Source organism: Cryobacterium tepidiphilum (assembly GCF_003716325.1).
GTDB classification, from domain to species: domain Bacteria; phylum Actinomycetota; class Actinomycetes; order Actinomycetales; family Microbacteriaceae; genus Cryobacterium; species Cryobacterium tepidiphilum.
In genome coordinates this window covers 247,064-266,076 of the sequence record NZ_RDSR01000001.1, presented here as the reverse complement: position 1 = coordinate 266,076, position 19,013 = coordinate 247,064, and the positions used below count along the sequence as shown (strand labels likewise).

The 19,013-nt window shown below is 70.8% G+C and carries 18 protein-coding genes; 9 read left to right on the top strand and 9 right to left on the bottom strand.

Going from position 1 to position 19,013, the window contains the following annotated elements; genetic code table 11:
• Window positions 1-318: 318 nt before the first annotated feature.
• From EEJ31_RS01325 to EEJ31_RS01310, 4 genes are read right to left on the bottom strand one after another with little or no spacing between them, the layout of a single operon-like run.
• Window positions 319-1,140 (bottom strand): carbohydrate ABC transporter permease, encoded by an 822-nt coding sequence (locus tag EEJ31_RS01325; protein WP_123044466.1) that lies wholly within the window; start codon window positions 1,138-1,140, stop codon window positions 319-321.
• Entirely contained in the window at window positions 1,137-2,081 is a 945-nt protein-coding gene (locus EEJ31_RS01320) for a carbohydrate ABC transporter permease (RefSeq protein WP_123044465.1), read from the bottom strand. The genes EEJ31_RS01325 and EEJ31_RS01320 overlap by 4 nt, the downstream gene beginning before the upstream one ends.
• A gap of 59 nt (window positions 2,082-2,140) precedes the next feature.
• On the bottom strand, window positions 2,141-3,517 hold the full coding sequence (locus EEJ31_RS01315; RefSeq protein WP_123044464.1) for an ABC transporter substrate-binding protein: 1,377 nt from the start codon (window positions 3,515-3,517) through the stop codon (window positions 2,141-2,143).
• Between the two features lie 35 nt (window positions 3,518-3,552).
• Complete coding sequence (locus tag EEJ31_RS01310) at window positions 3,553-4,638, bottom strand: zinc-dependent alcohol dehydrogenase (protein ID WP_123044463.1); 1,086 nt, start codon at window positions 4,636-4,638, stop codon at window positions 3,553-3,555.
• Between the two features lie 112 nt (window positions 4,639-4,750).
• Here EEJ31_RS01310 and EEJ31_RS01305 point away from each other — a divergent pair, with 112 nt between their 5' ends.
• Window positions 4,751-5,479, top strand: a complete 729-nt coding sequence (locus EEJ31_RS01305) for a FadR/GntR family transcriptional regulator (RefSeq protein WP_123044462.1) — start codon at window positions 4,751-4,753, stop codon at window positions 5,477-5,479.
• A 147-nt stretch (window positions 5,480-5,626) separates the two neighbouring features.
• Here the strand turns inward: EEJ31_RS01305 and EEJ31_RS01300 are convergent, their stop codons facing one another.
• Together EEJ31_RS01300 and EEJ31_RS01295 are read right to left on the bottom strand one after the other, a co-directional pair.
• On the bottom strand, window positions 5,627-6,649 hold the full coding sequence (locus EEJ31_RS01300) for a Gfo/Idh/MocA family protein (protein WP_123044461.1): 1,023 nt from the start codon (window positions 6,647-6,649) through the stop codon (window positions 5,627-5,629).
• Window positions 6,650-6,661: 12 nt separating this feature from the next.
• A complete protein-coding gene (locus tag EEJ31_RS01295; RefSeq protein WP_123044460.1) occupies window positions 6,662-8,209 on the bottom strand; it encodes a UxaA family hydrolase in 1,548 nt (515 codons plus the stop codon).
• 228 nt (window positions 8,210-8,437) lie between these two features.
• Here EEJ31_RS01295 and EEJ31_RS01290 point away from each other — a divergent pair, with 228 nt between their 5' ends.
• The 4 genes from EEJ31_RS01290 (at window position 8,438) to EEJ31_RS01275 (ending at window position 12,189) form a co-directional block, all read left to right on the top strand.
• Entirely contained in the window at window positions 8,438-9,388 is a 951-nt protein-coding gene (locus tag EEJ31_RS01290) for a sugar kinase (RefSeq protein WP_123044459.1), read from the top strand.
• 196 nt (window positions 9,389-9,584) lie between these two features.
• Window positions 9,585-10,454 carry a spermidine synthase gene (locus tag EEJ31_RS01285; RefSeq protein ID WP_123044458.1) on the top strand — a complete coding sequence of 290 codons (870 nt, stop codon included), beginning with the start codon at window positions 9,585-9,587 and terminating at the stop codon, window positions 10,452-10,454.
• A 29-nt stretch (window positions 10,455-10,483) separates the two neighbouring features.
• On the top strand, window positions 10,484-11,695 hold the full coding sequence (locus tag EEJ31_RS01280) for a PQQ-dependent sugar dehydrogenase (RefSeq protein ID WP_233563666.1): 1,212 nt from the start codon (window positions 10,484-10,486) through the stop codon (window positions 11,693-11,695).
• Complete coding sequence (locus EEJ31_RS01275; protein WP_123044456.1) at window positions 11,695-12,189, top strand: SprT-like domain-containing protein; 495 nt, start codon at window positions 11,695-11,697, stop codon at window positions 12,187-12,189. Before EEJ31_RS01280 ends, EEJ31_RS01275 begins: the two co-directional genes overlap by 1 nt.
• A 63-nt stretch (window positions 12,190-12,252) precedes the next feature.
• Here the strand turns inward: EEJ31_RS01275 and EEJ31_RS01270 are convergent, their stop codons facing one another.
• From EEJ31_RS01270 to EEJ31_RS01260, 3 genes are all read right to left on the bottom strand, one after another.
• Window positions 12,253-12,807 (bottom strand): 2-phosphosulfolactate phosphatase, encoded by a 555-nt coding sequence (locus EEJ31_RS01270; RefSeq protein ID WP_123044455.1) that lies wholly within the window; start codon window positions 12,805-12,807, stop codon window positions 12,253-12,255.
• Window positions 12,808-13,056: 249 nt separating this feature from the next.
• Window positions 13,057-14,322 carry a coiled-coil domain-containing protein gene (locus tag EEJ31_RS01265; RefSeq protein ID WP_123044454.1) on the bottom strand — a complete coding sequence of 422 codons (1,266 nt, stop codon included), beginning with the start codon at window positions 14,320-14,322 and terminating at the stop codon, window positions 13,057-13,059.
• A gap of 44 nt (window positions 14,323-14,366) precedes the next feature.
• On the bottom strand, window positions 14,367-14,825 hold the full coding sequence (locus EEJ31_RS01260; protein ID WP_123044453.1) for an EVE domain-containing protein: 459 nt from the start codon (window positions 14,823-14,825) through the stop codon (window positions 14,367-14,369).
• A gap of 24 nt (window positions 14,826-14,849) precedes the next feature.
• On the opposite strand from EEJ31_RS01260, the gene EEJ31_RS01255 reads away from it, so the two are divergent.
• From EEJ31_RS01255 to EEJ31_RS01240, 4 genes are all read left to right on the top strand, one after another.
• The gene (locus EEJ31_RS01255) at window positions 14,850-15,377 is read left to right on the top strand and encodes a hypothetical protein (RefSeq protein WP_123044452.1); all 528 of its coding nucleotides are present in this window, start codon (window positions 14,850-14,852) and stop codon (window positions 15,375-15,377) included.
• Entirely contained in the window at window positions 15,374-16,003 is a 630-nt protein-coding gene (locus EEJ31_RS01250; RefSeq protein WP_123044451.1) for a DUF1684 domain-containing protein, read from the top strand. Before EEJ31_RS01255 ends, EEJ31_RS01250 begins: the two co-directional genes overlap by 4 nt.
• A gap of 273 nt (window positions 16,004-16,276) precedes the next feature.
• Window positions 16,277-17,824 (top strand): DEAD/DEAH box helicase, encoded by a 1,548-nt coding sequence (locus EEJ31_RS01245; RefSeq protein ID WP_233563665.1) that lies wholly within the window; start codon window positions 16,277-16,279, stop codon window positions 17,822-17,824.
• A gap of 211 nt (window positions 17,825-18,035) precedes the next feature.
• Window positions 18,036-18,992 (top strand): nucleoside hydrolase, encoded by a 957-nt coding sequence (locus tag EEJ31_RS01240; protein WP_123044449.1) that lies wholly within the window; start codon window positions 18,036-18,038, stop codon window positions 18,990-18,992.
• Window positions 18,993-19,013 lie beyond the last annotated feature (21 nt).

Below are 19,013 nucleotides of genomic sequence, written 5' to 3'. Positions count from 1 at the left end.
CCGCATCCTGTTTTCAGGACAACGAATGCCGCTGGGCACGTCGCGAGCACCGACATCCGTCGCCCAAACAGCGGAATGCCACCCCCTCTCCCGTGCATAACTCCTTCGATCTGCTCCGTTCCGCCTTCCCAACCGCGGAATTCCGCGGTGGGAGTGTGCGACCGCGCACGAATTGAAGGAGTTATGCGTGGGGCACCGGCAACGAGACGAGCGCCGGCATCCGTCGAGGCAACGGATGCCGGCGCTCGGGTCAGCGGGCCAGCGGGCCAGCGGGCCAGCGGGCCAGCAGGTCAGCGGGTCAGCGGGTCAGCGGCCCGCTCAGCCCTTCGTGGCGCCGGCGGCCACGCCCTGGACCACCCAGCGCTGGGTCAGGTAGTAGAGGATGAGCACGGGGATGGTGGCGACGATCGCCCCGGCCATGACGAGGCCGTAGTTCTGCACGTCACCCTTGATGATGTTCTGCAGCGCCACCGGGATCGTCTGCGTGCCGGGCGAGGTGAGGAACACCAGCGCGAGGAACAGCTCGCTCCACGCCATGGTGAAGGTGAGGATCGCGGCCGTGGCGATGCCGGGCGCCGAGACCGGGATGACGATGTGCTGCAGGGTCTGCCGCAGGTCCGCGCCGTCGAGGAACGCCGCCTCCTCCATCTCGGGGCTCAAGCCCCGGAAGAAGCCGAGCAGGAACCAGGCCGACAGCGGCACGGTGAACGCCAGGTACACGATGCCGATGCCGAGCAGCGAGTCGCCGAGGTTCAGCTGCTGGATCACCACGGACAGCGGGATGAACAGCAGGATCAGCGGGGTGAGGTAGCTCATCAGGATGAGCTTGCTCACGGCCGCCTGCCCGGGGAACCGCAAGCGCACGATCGCGTAGGCGGCGAGGACGCCGAGGATGAGGGAGATGACGGTGGTGCCCGCCGCGACCCAGAAGCTGTTCAGCACGTTCTGCATGAAGCCGGCCTGGAACAGCTGCACGTAGTTGTCCAGCGTCGCGTTGCTGGGCAGCAGCGACGGCTCCCGGTAGATGTCCCGCGGCTGCTTCAGCGACACCGTCACCATGAAGTACACCGGGAAGCCGACCAGGATGGTCATGAGCAGCAGCCCGACCCGGGTCACCCAGGGGTTGTATCCGCGGGTCATTTGTATTCCTTTCCGCCCGTGCGTCCGAGCCAGAGGATCAGGAGCACGAAGAGGGGCAGGGTGATCATCGCCGCAGCGGATGCCGAGCCCAGTTGGAAGTTGGTGAGGTCGAGGTACGAGAGCACCGGGAAGGTCATCGTGGCGCTGGACGGGCCGCCCTGCGTGATGAGCCAGACGTTCTCGAATCCGTTGGTCGTCCAGATGGCCGACAGCACGGCGACGACGCTGACGGTGGCACGGATGCCGGGCCAGGTGATGTTGGTGAAGCGACGCCAGGGGCCGGCGCCGTCCATCTCGGCTGCCTCATAGAGCTCCTTGGGAATGGTCTGCATCGCCGCGAGGATGCCGATCACCCAGAACGGGAATCCGCGCCAGACGGTGGCCATGACCACCGACATGCGGGCCAGCTCCGGCGACGCGAGGAAGTCGACGTGGAGATGGAACCAGCCGAGCACCTGGTTCAGGGCGCCGGCGCGGGACTCGAACATGAGCTTCCAGCCCATGAATGCGACGAAGCCCGGCATCGCCCACGGAAGAATGACGATCGCCCGCCAGATGCCACGGGCGCGCATGGGCCGGTTGAGCAGCGACGCGACGGTGAGCCCGAGGAGGAACTTGATCAGCAGGCTCACCCCGATGATGAGCACGAGGTTGCTGACGGCGTCGATGAAGGCCTGGTCGCCGAACAGGGCGATGTAGTTCGCGAGGCCCACGAAGGTGCCGGGGCTCCCGACGGTGACGTTCGTGAAGCTGTACCAGAGCGACGCGACGGTGGGGAAACCGACGAGGGCGAGGAGAATCAGCACCAGCGGTGCGACGAAGAACAGCCCGACGCGGGAGCGCTCGCCGGGCTTGTGCGGCTCAGCGGGCCGCTTGGTGCGGGGCCGCACGGCGGTCGGCCGACGGATGACCGGGGCTTCAGTCAGGACGGGCTTTGTCATGGCATGGGCTTTCGTTTCAGGGGCCGGCGGGGCCGGGAAAGCCCCGCCGACCGCCTTGGTCACTTGGTGTACTTGTCGTAGATCTTCTGGCAGTTGACCTGCGCCTCAGCGGCGGCTTTCTGCGAGCTGAGACCGTCCGTCACCACGCGCTGGATCATGTGCGGCGTGGAGAAGGTGTTCTGGTACTCCGAGTAGGCGGTGTTGGCCACGTCGGGGAACGCCGGCGGGGTTCCACCGGACTGGGCGATGGTCAGCAGCGCCGCGTAGGCGGGCGTGTCGGTGAAGATCGGGTACGAAGCCTGCGACTTCAGCACCGGCCCGTAGGTCGCCTTGGCCATGTACTCGCTGTTGTAGTCGTCTTCGGCGAGCACCTTGAACAGGTCCTGTGCGAGGATCTTGCCGTTCTCATCCGTCGACGACGGTACGACACGGTAGCGGATGTCCACGGGGTTGACCGTCATGGCCGGCCCGCTCGGGAGCGTGCCATACGCGGACTTCTTCTCGAGCTCCGGGTCCTGGTCGGCCATCGACAGGTACACGCTGCCGGTGTTGACGATGAAGCCGGCGGCGCCGCTGAGGTAGGCGTTGTTGTCACCGGCGCCATCCCAGGTGACCGAGTCCGGCGGGATGACGCCCTTCTTGTACAGGCCGCTCACCCAGTCGAGGAACTTCACGGTCTCCGGGCTGTCGATCGTGCACTTCTGTCCGGCGTCGTCCGCGACGCGGCCGCCGAAGGACTGCATGACCGCGGTCATCAGGTTGCCGTCGAGCACATTGCTGAGGGCGAGCCCGGCACCGTACACTTTCGGGGCGTTGGTGATCTTGGCCGCGTCATCCGCGAACTCGTCCCAGGTCTTCGGGGCGTCCGTGATGCCCTTGGCCTTCAGCAGGTCCTGGCGCTGGAACAGGATGTTGCCGAAGAAGCCGAGCGGGATGCCGTAGACCGACCCGCCCCAGGACGGGTCGGTGGTGGCCTTGTCGATGGGCTCGAACCAGCCCTGGTGCTTCTCGCCGATGGCCTTGTAGCTGTCGTCGAGGGGTGCGAGCTGGTCCTTCGCGGCCATCACCTTGGAGAGGTCGTAGCCGACCGTGAGGGCGTCGGGCATCGACCCGGACTGCAGGGCGGCGGCGACACGCTTCGACGTGTCGTTCTGGTTCACGGCAACGACCTCGACGTCGATCCCCAGATCTTTGCCCCATTGCTCGATCTGCTGCTGTTCGATCTTGTTGCCCTCGTCGGGGAAGGTGAGGCCCGTCCAGTACGTGAAAGTGCCCTTGAAGTCCTTCGCGGCCTTCTCCACCGCCGGGTCCACCGAGGACGTGCGAGTGGGTGCCGGGCTCTGCGCCCCGAGTCCTCCGCCTGCGCTGCAGCCGGAGAGGGGAATGAGCATGGTGACGGCAGCCGCCGTGGCTACCACCAGTCGTCTCTTGATCATTGCGTTGGTGCCTTCCTGTGAGGGGATGGTGCTGGTCAGGGAGTTGGTGCGGGGTTCGGGGAGACCTGGATCTTCAGGGGCGGGTCAGCGGATGCCGCAGCCGCGAGCGCCTCGTCGAGTCCGTCGAGGTCGGCAGAGCGCTCCACGAGCCAGTCGATGTCGAGGCCCGACGTGACGAGCTCGAGGGCGCGGTCGAGGCCGGCGGGGAAGCGGAAGGTGGCCGTCACCCAGATCTCGGCCCGTCGAACGGTTTCGGCGGGGAGGCCGGTGTCTGCGGGCAGGTTGCCGACGATGATGAGGCGGCCGTCACCGGGGGTCGTGGCCCGGATGCCGAGGTCGAGGACGGCGGGGTTGCCGGTGGCGTCGAGGACGACGTCGTAGTGGGCGCCGTCGTTCATGAGGGCCTCGAGGCCGGCGGGGTCGACGGCGTGGTCGGCGCCGTGGTCGAGCGCCAGCTGGCGGCGCCGTTCCTGTGTCTCGCAGATGGTAACCTCGGCGGCGCCGGCGGCGCGGGCGCAGAGCGCGAGCAGCTGGCCGATCGCTCCGCCGCCGACCACGAGCACGTTCTCGGCGGAGACCTGGCCCCGGCGCACGGCGTGCTCGGCCACGGCGAGCGGTTCGAGCAGGGCGGCCGCGGCGTCGCTCACAGAGTCGGGGATCGCGATCAGGCGCCCGACCGGAACGACCAGGTACTCCTGAAGGGCGCCGTCCACGTGCGGGTCGGTGGCCGCGCTTCCGAGGTACGTGACGTTCGGGCAGAGGTTGTCCCAGCCGGCCAGGCAGGAGTCGCACTCGCCGCAGGACGAGCCCGGGACCAGGGCGACCCTGGTGCCGACGGCCAGCGGCGTGGCGCTGCCGGCGGCATCCGTTGTCTGCTCGCCCAGCCCGGCAATGACGCCGGATGCCTCGTGGCCCAGCACGAACGGGGCCTTCACCGGGTACTTGGCGGCGCCGCTGAGGTAGCCGAAGTCGGAGCCGCAGATGCCGACCGCGCGCACCTGCACGAGCGCCTCCCCCGCCTGGGGCGTCGGGACGGCGAGGGCGTCGACCCGCAGGTCCCGCGTGCCGTGGATGACAGCGGCTCGTTGACGCGCTGGGGTGACTGTCGTGCTGCTCTGCATGGTCTGACCCTAGTGCTTAACCCATCAGCCTGTCTACCTATCGGATAGGAAGATCCGTATGGGCTAATCTGTGAGGATCAGCTCACGGTTCCACGGCCAATGAGAGGGCACATTGTTACTCAAGAGCGAGACACTGACGCGGCAGGCGTTCGACGCGGTGGTCAAGTACATCGTCGACCGCGGCCTGACCGCGGGTGACCAGATTCCGTCCACCGCCGCGCTCATGGAGGAGTTCGGCATCAGCCGCTCGGTGGTGCGGGAGGCGCTGACGGCGCTCCAGGTGTGCGGATTCGTCGATATTCGGAACGGGCGCAACCCCGTGGTCGGCGAGCTCGACGAGCGGCTGCTTCTGATGTTCATGACGCGCGCCGCGAGCATGCAGAGCCGGCCGATGTCGGCGCTCATGGAAGTGCGTATCCCGTTGGAGATCCAGGCGGCCAGGCTGGCTGCCGAGCGGTCGGACGGCCGGGCGCTCGAGCAGATCGACGCGACGAACGCCCGGATGGCGGCGGCGCAGGACGACACCGACCTGTACCCGCGGCTCGACACAAGGTTTCATACCGACATCGCGATGGCGACCAACAATCACATCCTCACGTTCATGGTCAGTTCCATTCGCGCCGAGCTGATGACCGTGATGGTCGCGGTGCGCGAGTTCCGGGAGCAGAACGACCTCGTCGGCCAGGAGCAGACCCAGCACGACGCGATCGCGCGAGCCATCCGCGAGCACGACCCCGATAAGGCGGCCCGGGCCATGCAGGAGCACCTGGCGTCGAGCCTGCGCCTCGTGCACCAGGTGGAGGAGAGCATGGCCGCCGCTCGCGCCTCCGCCTCCGCCTGACCGCGCGCCAATCAGCCTGCAGCGTTTCCCCCGGCGCCTGCATAACTCCTTCAACTTTCTGATCCCGGCCGCCCGCGACCGCGCAATTACACGGAATTCCGGGGGCGTCGTGAACGACGTAGGCGAATTGAAGGAGTTATGCACGCGCTAGAGGCGGACGGGCAGGCCCGAGCGGTTCGACTCATGGAGCGCGGCGATGAGGCGCACCGAGCGGCGCGCCTCGCTGCCGGGGATCGCCGGCGGCCGGCCCTCGGCCAGGGCTGCGATGAAGTCACGGTACTGCGCGAGGTGCCCCGACTGCGAGGCCGGCGTCGGCTCCCCGGTGCGGGGCGGCGCGGATGCCTGCGCCAGGCGCACGACGTCGGCGTCGTCGGGCGTGGGCACTGCGAATTCCCACAGCACGGGAACGTCGTCGGCGAGCACCACCGACCCGGTTTCGCCGCGCACCTCGAGCCGGCGGGCGGCCCCCGGGTAGCAGGCGGTGCTGCACTGGATGAGGCCGAGGCTGCCGCTTTCGAACTCGAGCCAGGCGACGGCGTTGTCCTCCGCCTCGATGTCGTGCATGCGCGTCTGCACGCGCGCGGAGGCCACCGCCACGTCGCCGGCGATCCAGAGCAGCAGGTCGAGCGCGTGGCTGCCCTGGTTCATCAGCGAGCCGCCGTCATCGGCGGCCGTGCCGCGCCAGGCTGCTCCGGCGTAATAGGCGTCGTCGCGGAACCAGGGCACGAACACGGAGCATTGCGCGATGCGGCCGAACCGTCCGGCGTCCACCGCGCGCTTGAGCGCCCGGGCCCCGGCGCCGAAGCGCCCCTGGTAGATGACGCCGAGGAGCACACCGGCCTCCGCGCACGCGGCGATCAACGCATCCGCTCGCGCCGGCGACACGTCGAGCGGCTTCTCGCAGAGCACGTGCTTGCCGTGCCGGGCCGCGCGGATGCCGATGTCGGCGTGGGTACCCGACGGCGTCGTGATGACGACGACGTCGACGTCGCCGCGACCGAGGAGGCCGTCGAGGGTGGCTTCGGCGTCGCATCCGTTGTCGCGGGCAAAACGCTCGCGGGCCTCGGGAGTGCGGGAATGGCAGGCGACGAGGGCTGCGTCATCGAGCCCGGCGATGACAGCGGCGTGCAGGGCCGCGATGGCGCCCGTGCCGACCAGCCCGAAGCGCACGGTATGCCGGGGTCAGGTGACCGTGCCGAACTGCCACGGCACGAACTCCTCCTGGCCGACGCCGAGCTCCTCGCTCACCGTCTGCTCGCCCGAGGCGACGCGGATGATGAGGTCGAAGATCTCCTCGCCCACCTCGGCGATCGTGGCGGTGCCGTCGACGATGCGGCCGGCGTTCAGATCCATGTCGTCGGCCATTTTCTCGTACATGGCCGTGTTGGTGGCGATCTTGATGGATGGCGTCGGCTTGGCGCCGAACACCGACCCGCGGCCGGTCGTGAAGCAGACGACCGTCGCGCCGCCGGCGATGATGCCGGTGACGGAGACCGGGTCGTAACCGGGGGTGTCCATGAAGACGAAGCCCGGCTCCGTCACGGGTTCGGCGTATTCGTAGACGGCGGAGAGGTCGGCCTGGCCGCCCTTGGCGACGGCGCCGAGCGACTTCTCGAGAATGGTGGTGAGGCCGCCGGCCTTGTTGCCCGGCGACGGGTTGTTGTCGAGGCTGCCGCCGCCCTGTTCGGCGTAGCCCTTCCACCATTCGATGCGGTCGAGAAGCTTCTGTCCCACCTCGGGCGCGACCGCCCGGCTGGTGAGGAGGTGCTCCGCGCCGAAGACCTCAGGGGTCTCGGCGAGGACCGAGGTGCCGCCGTAGGAGACGAGCCGGTCGGAGGCGACACCGAGCGCCGGGTTCGCGGTGATGCCGGAGAAGCCGTCGGAGCCGCCGCAGTTCAGGCCGAGCACGAGCTTGGAGACCGGGGCCGGCACCCGCCGGCGGGTGTTCAGCTCCGGCAGCATGGCGCGGATGCGGGCGATGCCCTCCTTGACCGTGGCGCGCACCCCGCCCTCGCCCTGGATGTTCATGGTGGACACGATCGTGTCCTCCGGCAGCCCGTAGCCCTCGACGAGCGACTCGACGGGAACCATCTCGCAGCCGAGGCCGACGACGAGCAGTCCGCCGAAGTTGGGGTGGCGCGCGTAACCCTGAAGGGTGCGCAGGAGGACCTGGCCACCCTCGCTCGTCGGCACCAGCCCGCATCCGCTGGTGTGGGTCAGCGCCATGACACCGTCGACGTTCTCGAACTCGTCGAGGGCGAAGCCGCGGAAGGCGTCAGCGATGAGGTTGGCGGCAGTCGCGGAGCAGTTGACCGACGTGAGGATGCCGATGTAGTTGCGGGTGCCGACCCGGCCGTCGGCGCGCGGGTAGCCGAGGAACGTCGGCGTCTCGCCGGCGGGGGCGGTGAGCTCGGTGTGCGTCGTGCCGAACTCGTGCTCGCGTTCGGTGAGGTCCATGCCGAGGTTCTGCGAGTGCACGTGGTCGCCGGCGAGAACGGTGTGCGTGGCGCGGCCGATCGACTGCCCGTACTTGTGCACCTGCGCGCCCTCGGGAATGTCGGCGAGGGCGAATTTGTGGCTCTGCGGGATGTCGGCGCGGAGCGTGACCGGCAGCAGCCCCTCGCCGATGTCGATGATCGTGCCGGCGACCAGCGGCCGGAGTGCGATGGCGACTTCGTCCCGCTCGCTCAGGTGAAGAGCGACGTCGCTCAGGGGGACAAGAGGGGGCATTCCGACGATCCTCACGCTGACGGAGTGAATGAAAACAATGAAAACCTTTTCATATCCATTATCATGGGGCGCAATGGCTTGGTCAAGATTCCCATGCCGATTCGGGCTGTCCCCGAGCCCCGTTCCCGAGCCCCGTCCCCCAGCGATCACGAGGATTTCCATGAGCCAGAGCGTCACCACCGCCGTCTGCGCGGCACCGTTTACGTCAACGGATGCGGCGGTGCAGCGATGAGCGCGGCATCCGTCGTCACGTTCGGCGAGACGATGGCGTCGATGAGCTCCGGCTCGACCGGGCCGCTGCAGCACACGCGGACCATGAACCTGAGCCTCGGCGGGGCGGAGAGCAACTTCGCCGTGGCCCTGCACCGCCTGGGCGTCGACGTCACCTGGATCGGCCGGGTGGGCGATGACGCCCTCGGCGACCTGGTGCTGCGCGAGATCGGCGCCGAGGGCATCCGCGTCGTCGGCATTCGCGACCCCGACGCCCCCACCGGTCTGATGATCAAGGAGCACCGCACCAGCCAGGAGACCCGGGTCTGGTACTACCGCAAGGGCAGCGCCGGATCGCGGCTGAACGCCGTCGACATCGACCCGGAGCTCATCCGCCAGGCGTCGCTCCTGCACGTGACGGGCATCACCCCGGCCCTCTCCGAGTCGGCGGCGGAGGCGACCTTCGAGGCGATCCGCATCGCGAAGGAAGCCGGCGTCACCGTCTCGTTCGACCTCAACTTCCGCGGAAAGCTGTGGACCAAGGAGCAGGCCGGGCAGGTGTACCGGCGCATCATCGCCGACGCCGACCTGGTCTTCGCCGGTGACGACGAGGCCGCGATCGCCGTGGGCGCCGCCGACACGCCCCTCGAGCTGGCACACCGCCTGGTGGACCTGGGTGCGGGCGAAGCGATCGTGAAGCTCGGCGCCCACGGCGCCGTGGCGCTCGCCGGAGGCGCCGAGCACAGCCGTGAGGCGATCAAGATCACGGCGGTCGACACGGTGGGCGCGGGGGACGGCTTCGTCGCGGGCTACCTCGCGGAGTACCTGCTCGGCGAGGACGTGCCCACCCGGCTGACCACCGCCGTGACCGTCGGCGCCTACGCCTGCCTGTCCTCGGGGGACTGGGAGGGCCTGCCGCGCCGTGCGGAGCTGGCCGCCCTTGGCGCCGCGGAGCCCGTCAGCCGCTGAGCCGCGCGCTCGGCAACCCGCTCCCCTCCAGGCGGCCCGCTTCCCGCGCGCCCCTGCCGCTAACTCCGGAAAACCATCACCGCGCCGCCCACCGGCACCCGGACAAGTGCGGCGCGGCGAGCCAGGCGCAGAGGATTTCCGGAATTGGCAACACGGAGGGCGGGAGACGGGGCAGCGGATGCCGCAAACTGGGGTTATGAGCAGGGGCGAGCAGCAGCATCCGTCGGTCGTCTTGAAACACAGCGGCCTGCCGGCGGTCATCGAGCCCGACCGGTTCACGCCCGGCAGCTACCAGCTCATCGTCGACGGCACGCCGCAGTCGCACGTGAACCTCGACGACCCGCGTCAGCTGTTCTTCGAGTACATCCAGCGGATCGGGCACGTCATCGACCTGCTCGGCGACCCCGGCGAGCCGATCACGGCCGTGCACCTGGGCGCCGGCGCCCTCACCCTCCCGCGCTACGTCGAGGCCACCCGGCCGGGGTCCAGGCAGCAGGTCGTGGAGCTCGAGAGTGACCTGGTCGAGCTGGTGCGCGCCGAGCTCCCCTGGGACAAGCGCGCCGCCGTGCGCGTGCGGCACGGCGACGCGCGCGAGGTGCTGGGCAAGCTGCCGGCCGGCCTGCACGGCAGCGTCGACCTCGTCGTCGTCGACATCTTCTCCGGCGCCCGCACCCCCGCCCACGTCACCAGCCGGGAGTTCTACGAGCTGGCCGCGCCGCTGCTCTCGCCGCGCGGCGTGCTGGCCGTGAATGTGGCCGACGGCCCCGGCCTGCCCTTCGCCCGGGCGCAGGCGGCGACGCTCGCTGCGGTCTTCCCGCACCTCATCGCCATGGCCGAGACCCAGGTGCTCAAGGGCCGCCGTTTCGGCAACATCGTGTTCGTGGCCGCGCAGACCCCGATCGAGACGGAGTGGATCCCGCGCCTGCTGGCCGGCGGCCCGCATCCGGCCAAGGTCATCGAAGGCACCGAGCTCGAACAGTTCATGGCGCAGGCGCAGGTCACAACGGATGCGACGGCCACGCCGTCGCCGCTGCCGGGCCGCACGGTGTTCCAGATCGGGCGTTGACGCCGGGTCGCGACGGGAAGGGCGAGCAGATGGTGAGGCGCAGGCGGATGCACGGGGCCGGGGCGGCGCGGAGCCGGGCCGGCGTGGTGCTCGCGGTCGCCGTCTCGCTCTCCCTCGCCGCCTGCACCGGCCCGCACGCGGCCGCCCCCGACGTGAGCAGTGTGCCGCCGAGCGCGGCCGCGCCGTCGCCGTCGCCGGCCTCGCCGCCGGCTCCCACCCCGAGCGTTCCCGCCACGCCCGCGCCGCTCGTGCACCCCGTCGGCGAGCCCGTGGTGATCGCGTCGAACCTCGACGTGCCGTGGTCGATCCTTCGGCTGCCCGGCGGCGGCACGCTCATCAGCGAGCGCGACAGTGCGCAGGTTGTCGAGTTGCTGCCGGACGGCCGCACGCGCGTGGCGGGCACGGTGCCCGGCGTCGAGCCCCAGGGCGAGGGCGGCCTGCTCGGGTTGGCGACGCCGCGCGCCGCTCCCGGCGACGCGGGCGCGGCATCCGTTGTCTGGGTCTACGCCTATTTCACCAGCTCGACCGACAACCGGGTGGTGCGGATGCCGCTGGCCGGCGAGGCGGGCAGCTATCGGTTGGGGGCGCCCGAGCTCGTGGTCCGCGGCATTCCGAAGGCCGGCAACCACAACGGCGGCCGGCTCGGGTTCGGCCCCGACGGCATGCTCTACGTGACGGCGGGCGACGCCGGGAACAGCGACAACGCCCAGGACCGCGGCTCGCTGGGCGGCAAGATCCTGCGGATGACGCCGACCGGCGACGTGCCGCCCGGCAACCCGTTCGGCACGCTGGTCTACTCCTTCGGGCACCGCAACCCGCAGGGGATCGCCTGGGACTCGTCGGGGCAGCTGTGGGCGAGCGAGTTCGGGCAGAACACCTGGGACGAGCTCAACAGGATCGTGCCCGGCGGCAACTACGGCTGGCCGGTCGTCGAGGGCGCAGGTGGCGGCGACGACTTCATCGACCCGGTGCAGCAATGGCCGACGGATGCCGCGAGCCCAAGCGGCATCGCGATCGTGAGCGACACGATCTTCATGGTCGGGCTCCGCGGCGAGCGCCTGTGGCAGATCGATCCCTCCACAGGCGAGGCGAAGGACTGGTTTGTGCACCGGTTCGGCCGGTTGCGCGATGTGGTGTCGGGGCCGGATGGCACACTGTGGTTCGTGAGCAACAACACAGACGGCCGGGGCACGCCGGCCGAGGGCGATGACCGGTTGTACCAGGTGCGGGTGGCGGCCTGATGGCCGAGCTCGACCGGGTGCGCCGCTGGGCCGACGCGCTCATCACGCTGCACCTGGACCCCAACTGGTCGTTCGGTTTCGACAACGCGAAGAAGCGCGCCGGCCTGTGCAACTACACGGCCAAGCGCATCACGGTGTCGCGGTACCTCGCGGCGCGGTTCGGCGACGACGAGATCCACCAGATCCTGCTGCACGAGGTGGCGCACGCCCTCGCCGGCCCGCGGGCGGGGCACGGCCCCGCGTGGAAGAGCACCGCGCGCTCGATCGGCTATGTGGGCAAGCGCACCCACGACGGGGAGGGTGCCAACGAGCTTGCGCCGTGGGTGGGCACCTGCCCGTCGGGGCACGTGCATTACCGGTACCGTCAACCGCGGCAGCCGTTGGCCTGCGGGCTGTGCGGGCGCGGCTTCAACCAGGCGCACCTGATCCGCTGGAACCGACGCGAGATCACCACGGCGATGCGTCGACGGGCGGCGGCGTCGGCGGCCGACTGAGCGTGGACGGCCGGCGCTACGGGGCGAGCTGCACGCCGGGCGAGAACGCCACGTAAAGGCACGTCAGACGGCGAAGTGGAATTCCCCGAGCGCCGGCACGTCGTCACGATCGTCGAGCCGGCACGCGGCCTGCACCTCGTCGCGGCGCCCGGCGGCGGCGAGCGCCTGCCCGGTCTCCGACGCGCCGACCAGGTGCTTCGCCGCCTGCTTCAGGCCCACGAACGCAGCGGATGCCGCGGCCGCCTCGGGCGAGCAATGGTCGATCCCGAGGTCGGTGAGCGCATCCACGACGGCACCCGCGGCGAGCAGGTCCTCGACGGCCCAGCGGCCGGTGCCGTCGGCACGGCGGTCGCCGGCCGCGATCACGGCGACCGAGAAGCGATCGCCCTTCTCGGCCTGCCGATCGAGCACCCAGCGGGCGACGGCGGTGCGGTTGTGAAGCCCCGCGAGGATGACGCGGTGGGCGCCGAGCGGCGTGGTCGGCTCCGTCGACTGCTGGAGGGCCGGCAGGGCGTCGGCGATGACGACGACGTCGGCCCCCGCGGCGAGCGCCTGGAATCCGGCGACACCCCAGTCGAATCGCACCTGGTAGAAGCCCTGCGGCTGGTTGTCACTCATGGTGCAAGGTTACCGGCGGCCTCGGCCGCGTGACGGCGGCCGACGTCCCACGGCATCCGTTGGGCGCGGCCTGAACGGCCGAGCGCTATCGCTCCAGCGGGCGCGACTCGCCGATCAGGCAGCGATTCGCCGAAACGGGGCGGGGCGGGACTGGGGCGCGGCGCGGGACTGGCACGGACGGCGCGGGGGGCGGCGCGCGGGGCGACGGGGGACGGCGCGGGCGGCCTCGGCAGCGTGACGGCGGATGCGTCAGTGGGTGTCGAAGCGGGCGAGGGCGTCCGCGTCGGTGGCGTGGGTCATCGCCCGGCGTGCGGTGTCGAGCGCGGTCACGGGGTCGGCCTCCACCCGGGCCAGCGCGAGTTGTCGTTCAGCCTCCGCGAGGCGGGTGCGTGCCGAGGCGCCGACGCGCGAACGGTTGTCGCTGATGAAGTCGCGGGTGACCGTGATCTGGCTTTCGGCCGTCACGAGGGTGCCGCCCAGTGCCGCGCGAGCGTTCTCGAGGCGCAACTGGCGGTTACGGGCATCGGCGTGCGCACGATCGAGCCGCGCGACGACCTCGCGGAGTGCGACGAGGTCGGCCGACGGATCGGCCTCGCGTCCAGGCTCGGCCAAGCGCAGAAGCTGCTGATCGGTCTCGGCGATCGCGTGGCCGAGCGTCGCCCGCGACTCGGGTTCCTCGTGGCGGTCGCGCAGCGACCGGGCCTCGGCAAGACGCGATTCCGCGGCCGCGATCGCCTCGCTCAGGGCCGTTGCCGCGCCACGCAGGTGAGCGGCGGCGGCGTCGGCCGCGTCGAGCGAGCGGCTCGCCCGGTAGACGCCGCGTTCGGCCGCGGCGAGGTCCACCCCCACCGGATCAGACCCGCCGGCTGCGAGCCGGGACGCGACCGCCTCCGCGGCAATGCGCGCCTGTCCCTCCGCCGTCCGTGCAGCCCGAAGGGCGTTCCGCATGCCGGTGACGGCTCCGTCGGCGTACCGGGTGCCGAGTCGCTCGAGCGTTGCCTCCGCCGCTGACGCGCGCGTCGCCACCTCCGCCAGCCCCTGCCGCACCTCGTCGAGAGCGGCCGGCGCATTCCTCTCTACGCCACGGCGTGCGTCGAGCTGCCCCAGCTGCTGCTGCAGCCGCTCGGTCGCACTCTCGGCCAGGGCCGTGATCTGGTCGATCAATCGCAGCCGCACCGCGGCGGTCTCCGGCTTGGCGTCGTCGAGCTTCTGCTGCAGCGCGAACGCGTCCCGCAGGTCGCGCCGAGAGGCGTCGAGCGCCGCCCGCAAGTCCTGGGCGGCGCGATCGCCGAACTGTGCCACGGCGAACCCGAGCTCGTCGGTCGCCGCCTGCACCTGGTCATCCGCTCGCACCAGGCTGATGGCCGCCTGGCGCTGACGGGCGTCGGCGGCGGCGTGAGTCCGCAGCGCCCGGCTTTTCGCGCGTCGACGCAGGGCCACGATCACCGCGGCAACGGATGCCGCCGCGGCCCCGAACACGATCAGCGAGGGCAGCCACCACAGTTCCACGCCCATACCCGGAGTCTATGCGGCCCCTCGCGGCGGCCCTCCCCGGGCGCCTACCGGTCGTCGGCGGAGGGGCGCCGCATCTGGCGGCGGATCACCTCGAAGTCACGCCGGGAGATCTCGAACAGGCCCGCGCGCAACCGGAATCCCCAGTCCCGGTGCTCGCGGCTGAAGTCGAGCACCGGCAGCAGCGGGCGGATGGGCGCCTCGACGACATCCGTCTCGTACTCGGTCCGGCGTCGCCACGGGCGTTCCGCGCCCGGAAACTCCTGGTAGGCGGGCCCGACCGCGATCCGGCCGATGGCCGTGAACGCGCTCAGGCGGTCGCCGTCGGGAGCCGGCGCCGTGCGGGGCGAGTAGTAGACCAGCCCGTCCGCCTCGCCGAGCTCCTCCAGCGCGCGCCGCAAGCCGGGGCCCACCTGCGCGACCCCGACGCGCACGCAACGCCGCACGTGCTCGCGCTGTGCCACGCCCATCCAGTACCTGATCGCCACGCTCCAGTTGTACTGCATGGCACCGCACCGCAGACTGGGAGCGTGCGCGTGCTCCTGAAAGACCTCCTCGATTGCGACCCCGACTCGGCGTGGCGCGCCCTCCGCAGCCCCGCCGTCATGCAGGAGGTCGCGTCGCCGCTGATGCGCCTCGAGCCGCTGACGGCGGAGGGCTTTCCCACCATCTGGCAACCGGGCCTGTACCCGGCGGCACGGCGGGGCCTCGGGATGCTCCCCCTTGGCACCCAGATGATCATGCTCAGCGTCTCCACCGCCCAGCGCGGCAACGTGCGCATCCTCCGCGATACCGGCACCGGCGAGACGGCAACCGGCGGCGGCCTCCGCTGGGACCACCGCATGGCCGTCTCACCCGACCCCGCGGGAAGCGGCAGAACTCTGTACCGCGACCAGCTGATCTTCCACGCCGGCCCGGCCACGCTCGCGCTCTGGCCGGGTCTCTGGTCGTTCTGGCAGTGGCGGATGCGTCAGCTCAAGCAGCTCGCGCCTGGCTGGCGGCACGACGTGGGCGTCGATGCGCCTGCCGACACCGACCCCGAAACCGTGACCGCGTGACGTCCGTCATCGACGCCCTGCAGGTCGCGGACTGGCGCCGGCGCGTCTTCGCCTTGTACGCCCGCGTGCGGGAGGCCGACGATCCCCGAGCCGGCCACGCACTCTGGCGGGCCGGGCGGGACGACCTGTTCGCGCGGCATCCGTCGTCGCCGTTGCTGCCCGACGGCCGGTCAAACTTCACCGGGCTCCCGATCGCCCCGTACGACCCCGATTGGCGCTTCGAAGCCGAGGTGCACCGCGCCGAGACACCGGTGCGGATGGACGTGGAGACGGGAACGGATGGCACCGTCTCATTCGACCTGCTCGGCGCGGTGCACCTGCCGCACGTCGGCTCGCTCGACGTGTGGCGCCTCGCGGGCTACGGCGGCGGCCTGTTCCTGCCGGTCAAGGACGCGCTGGCGGCACAGCCGGGCGGCACCTACGGCGGCGGCCGCTACCTGCTCGACACGATCAAGGGCGCCGACCTCGGCCCCGGCACCGGTGACGACACCGTCGTCCTCGACTTCAATTTCGCCTACAACCCGTCGTGCGCGTACGACCCGATGTGGGCGTGCCCGCTGCCGCAGGCGGGGAACACCGTGTCGGTCGAGGTGCCGGTCGGCGAGCGCTACCACGCCGAGCACTGACCAGCACCGACCAGCGCCCGCCGGCGCATCCGCTTGACAGCACCCGCTAGACTGGAACCACTTGTGAGCGCGTCGCCGCGTTCCCTGCGTCGTAGAACGCCCTCTTCTTATCGCAACCCCTTCGCTGAAGCTGGTTGCGATTTCCGAATGAAACTTTCTTACGGCGAACGGATGTGCCCATCGGCACCTTCGCCATGTGAATCCTCCTGATCTCGGATGCCGCTGTGCTGCACCGGGAACCACGGGGAACCTGATGCCCCGAAAGGCACCAACTTGTCTGAAACAGAAACCACCTTCGCCGCGCTCGGCGTGCCGGCCCCCCTCGTCGCCGTGCTGGCCGCGCAGGGCAAGGACAGCCCGTTCCCGATCCAGGTCGACACGCTCCCCGACACGCTCGCCGGCCGTGACGTGCTCGGCCGCGGCAAGACCGGCTCGGGAAAGACCCTCGCGTTCTCCATCCCGATGGCCGCGCGCCTGGGCGGCAAGCTCTCCGGCGGCAAGCGCCGCCCCGGCCGTCCGCTCGGCCTGATCCTCGCCCCGACCCGCGAGCTCGCCACCCAGATCACCACGGCGCTCACCCCGTTCGCCGAGGCCTACAACCTCACCACCACCACGATCTTCGGCGGCGTCTCGCAGAACCGCCAGGTGGCCGCGCTCAAGGCCGGCGTCGACATCGTCGTGGCCTGCCCCGGTCGCCTCGAAGACCTCATGAAGCAGGGCTTCGTGAGCCTCGACGCCGTGGAGATCACCGTGCTCGACGAGGCCGACCACATGGCCGACCTGGGCTTCCTGCCCGTCGTCACGCGCATCCTCGACAAGACTCCCAGCAATGGCCAGCGCCTGCTGTTCTCGGCCACCCTCGACAACGGAGTGGACAAGCTGGTCAAGCGCTTCCTGCACAACGAGGTGCTGCACTCGGTCGACGAGGCCACCAGCCACGTCGACGCGATGACGCACCACGTGTTCGAGGTTGACGGCGTCGACGCCAAGAAGGACCTCGTGCAGACGCTCGCCTCCGGCACCGGCCGCCGCATCCTCTTCATGCGCACCAAGCACCACGCCAAGAAGCTGGCCAAGCAGCTCACCGACTCCGGCATTCCGTCGGTCGACCTGCACGGCAACCTCTCGCAGGTGGCCCGCGACCGCAACCTGGCCGCGTTCGCCGCCGGTGACGTCAAGGTTCTCGTCGCAACGGATGTCGCCGCTCGCGGCGTGCACGTCGACGACATCGAGCTGGTCATCCACGTCGACCCGCCCGCAGAGCACAAGGCATACCTGCACCGCTCCGGCCGCACCGCCCGCGCCGGCAGCTCCGGCGACGTCGTCACCGTGATGCTGCCGATGCAACGCAAGGACACCGAGCTGCTGCTGCGCAAGGCGGCCATCAAGGTCACCCCGCAGCGCGTGACCGCCACGTCGCCGGCCGTCGCCACGCTCGTGGGCGAGGTCGCACCGTACGTGAAGCCCGCTCCCCGCCAGGAGCAGCCGGCCCGCGGTCAGTCCGGGCGTGGACAGGCACAGGGCCGCTCGCAGGGCGCCAACGCGCAGCGCAAGCGTGCGCTCCGCGACGGCGAGGGACGCGGCCGCGAGGCCCGCTCCGCCGACGCCGTGGGTGCGGCCGCCCCGCGCCGCGACCGGTCGGGTCGCCCGGCAGCAGCGCGCAGCCACGCCCCGAAGCAGGGCGCGGGGCAGGGCTCGGGCGGTTCCGGCCGCACCAACTCCGGCCGCTCCGGTGGCCTGCAGGTCGGCAGCCTCGTGCGCGGCAACGCCTCATCCGGTGGCGCGCGCCGCTCCGGCGGCCCCCGCCGCGCGCAGGGCTAGCCGCCCCGCGCATCCGCTCTCGAACGGGGCGGCCTCTCCGGAGGCGGCCCCGTTCTGCGTTTCCGCGCGCCCCTCCGCGCCCCGCCCCCGTCGCTAACTCCGGGGATCCGTGCGCCCACCCCCGGATTCGGCCGGAGTCTGCGGTCGCGACCGAGAATCTCCGGAGTTAGCGAGGGTGAGTTCCGGCGAGGGCGGCCGATAAGCTGAGCGGATGAGCGCCCTCCCCGTCATCCTCGACGTCGACACGGGCGTCGACGACGCCCTCGCCATCCTCTTCGCCGTCGCCCACCCCGACATCGACGTGCGCGGCATCAGCTGCGTGGCCGGCAACGCGTCGCTCGAACGGGTCGTCGAGAACACCCTCCGCATCCTCGACGTCGCCGGCGCCCCCGACATCCCGGTCGCCGCCGGCGCCCGCCGTCCGCTCATCGAACCGGCCCGCGCCGCGTCGCACGTGCACGGCGAGAGCGGCCTCGGCACCCTGCACCTGCCGGCGAGCGCGCGCGCCGCCGAACCGGTGAGCTCCATCGAGCTGATGCGGCGGCTCCTCGCCGAGAGCACCGACCCGATCACGATCGTCGCCCTCGCCCCACAGACCAACCTCGCGCTGCTGCTCCGCCAGTACCCGAACCTCGCGCCGAAGATCGAGCGCATCGTGTTCATGGGCGGCTCGGCGAGCGTCGGCAACGCGACGGCGGTCGCCGAGTTCAACGTCTGGCACGACCCCGAGGCGGCCGCCATCGTTCTCGACTCGGGCGTGCCCACCTTCATGTACGGCCTCGACGTGTTCAATGAGGTCGCCGTGGCCGAGCAGACCGCCGAGCGCCTGCTCGGTGGCGACTCCCCCGTGGGCCGCGCGGTCGGCTCCCTGCTCACCAATCGCATCGCCCTCGGTTCCGACAAGAGCGCGGAATACACGGGCCTCATCGGCGACGCCGGAGCGGTCTGCGCGCTCGTCGATCCGGGAGCGTTGCGCACAGAGCTGCGGCCGGTGCGCGTTGAGCTCACCGGTTACGGGCGCGGCCAGACCCTCGTCGACCTGCGGCGCTGGCCGGGCGAAGACGTGGTGCACGGCCTCATGGACGAATGGGCGATGGTCGAGGTCGCCCTCGACGTCGACGCCGACCGCTACGCCGCCCTGTTCCTGGAGACGCTCGGCCTCTCCTGAGTCCGCAGCGAAGTTCGTCCA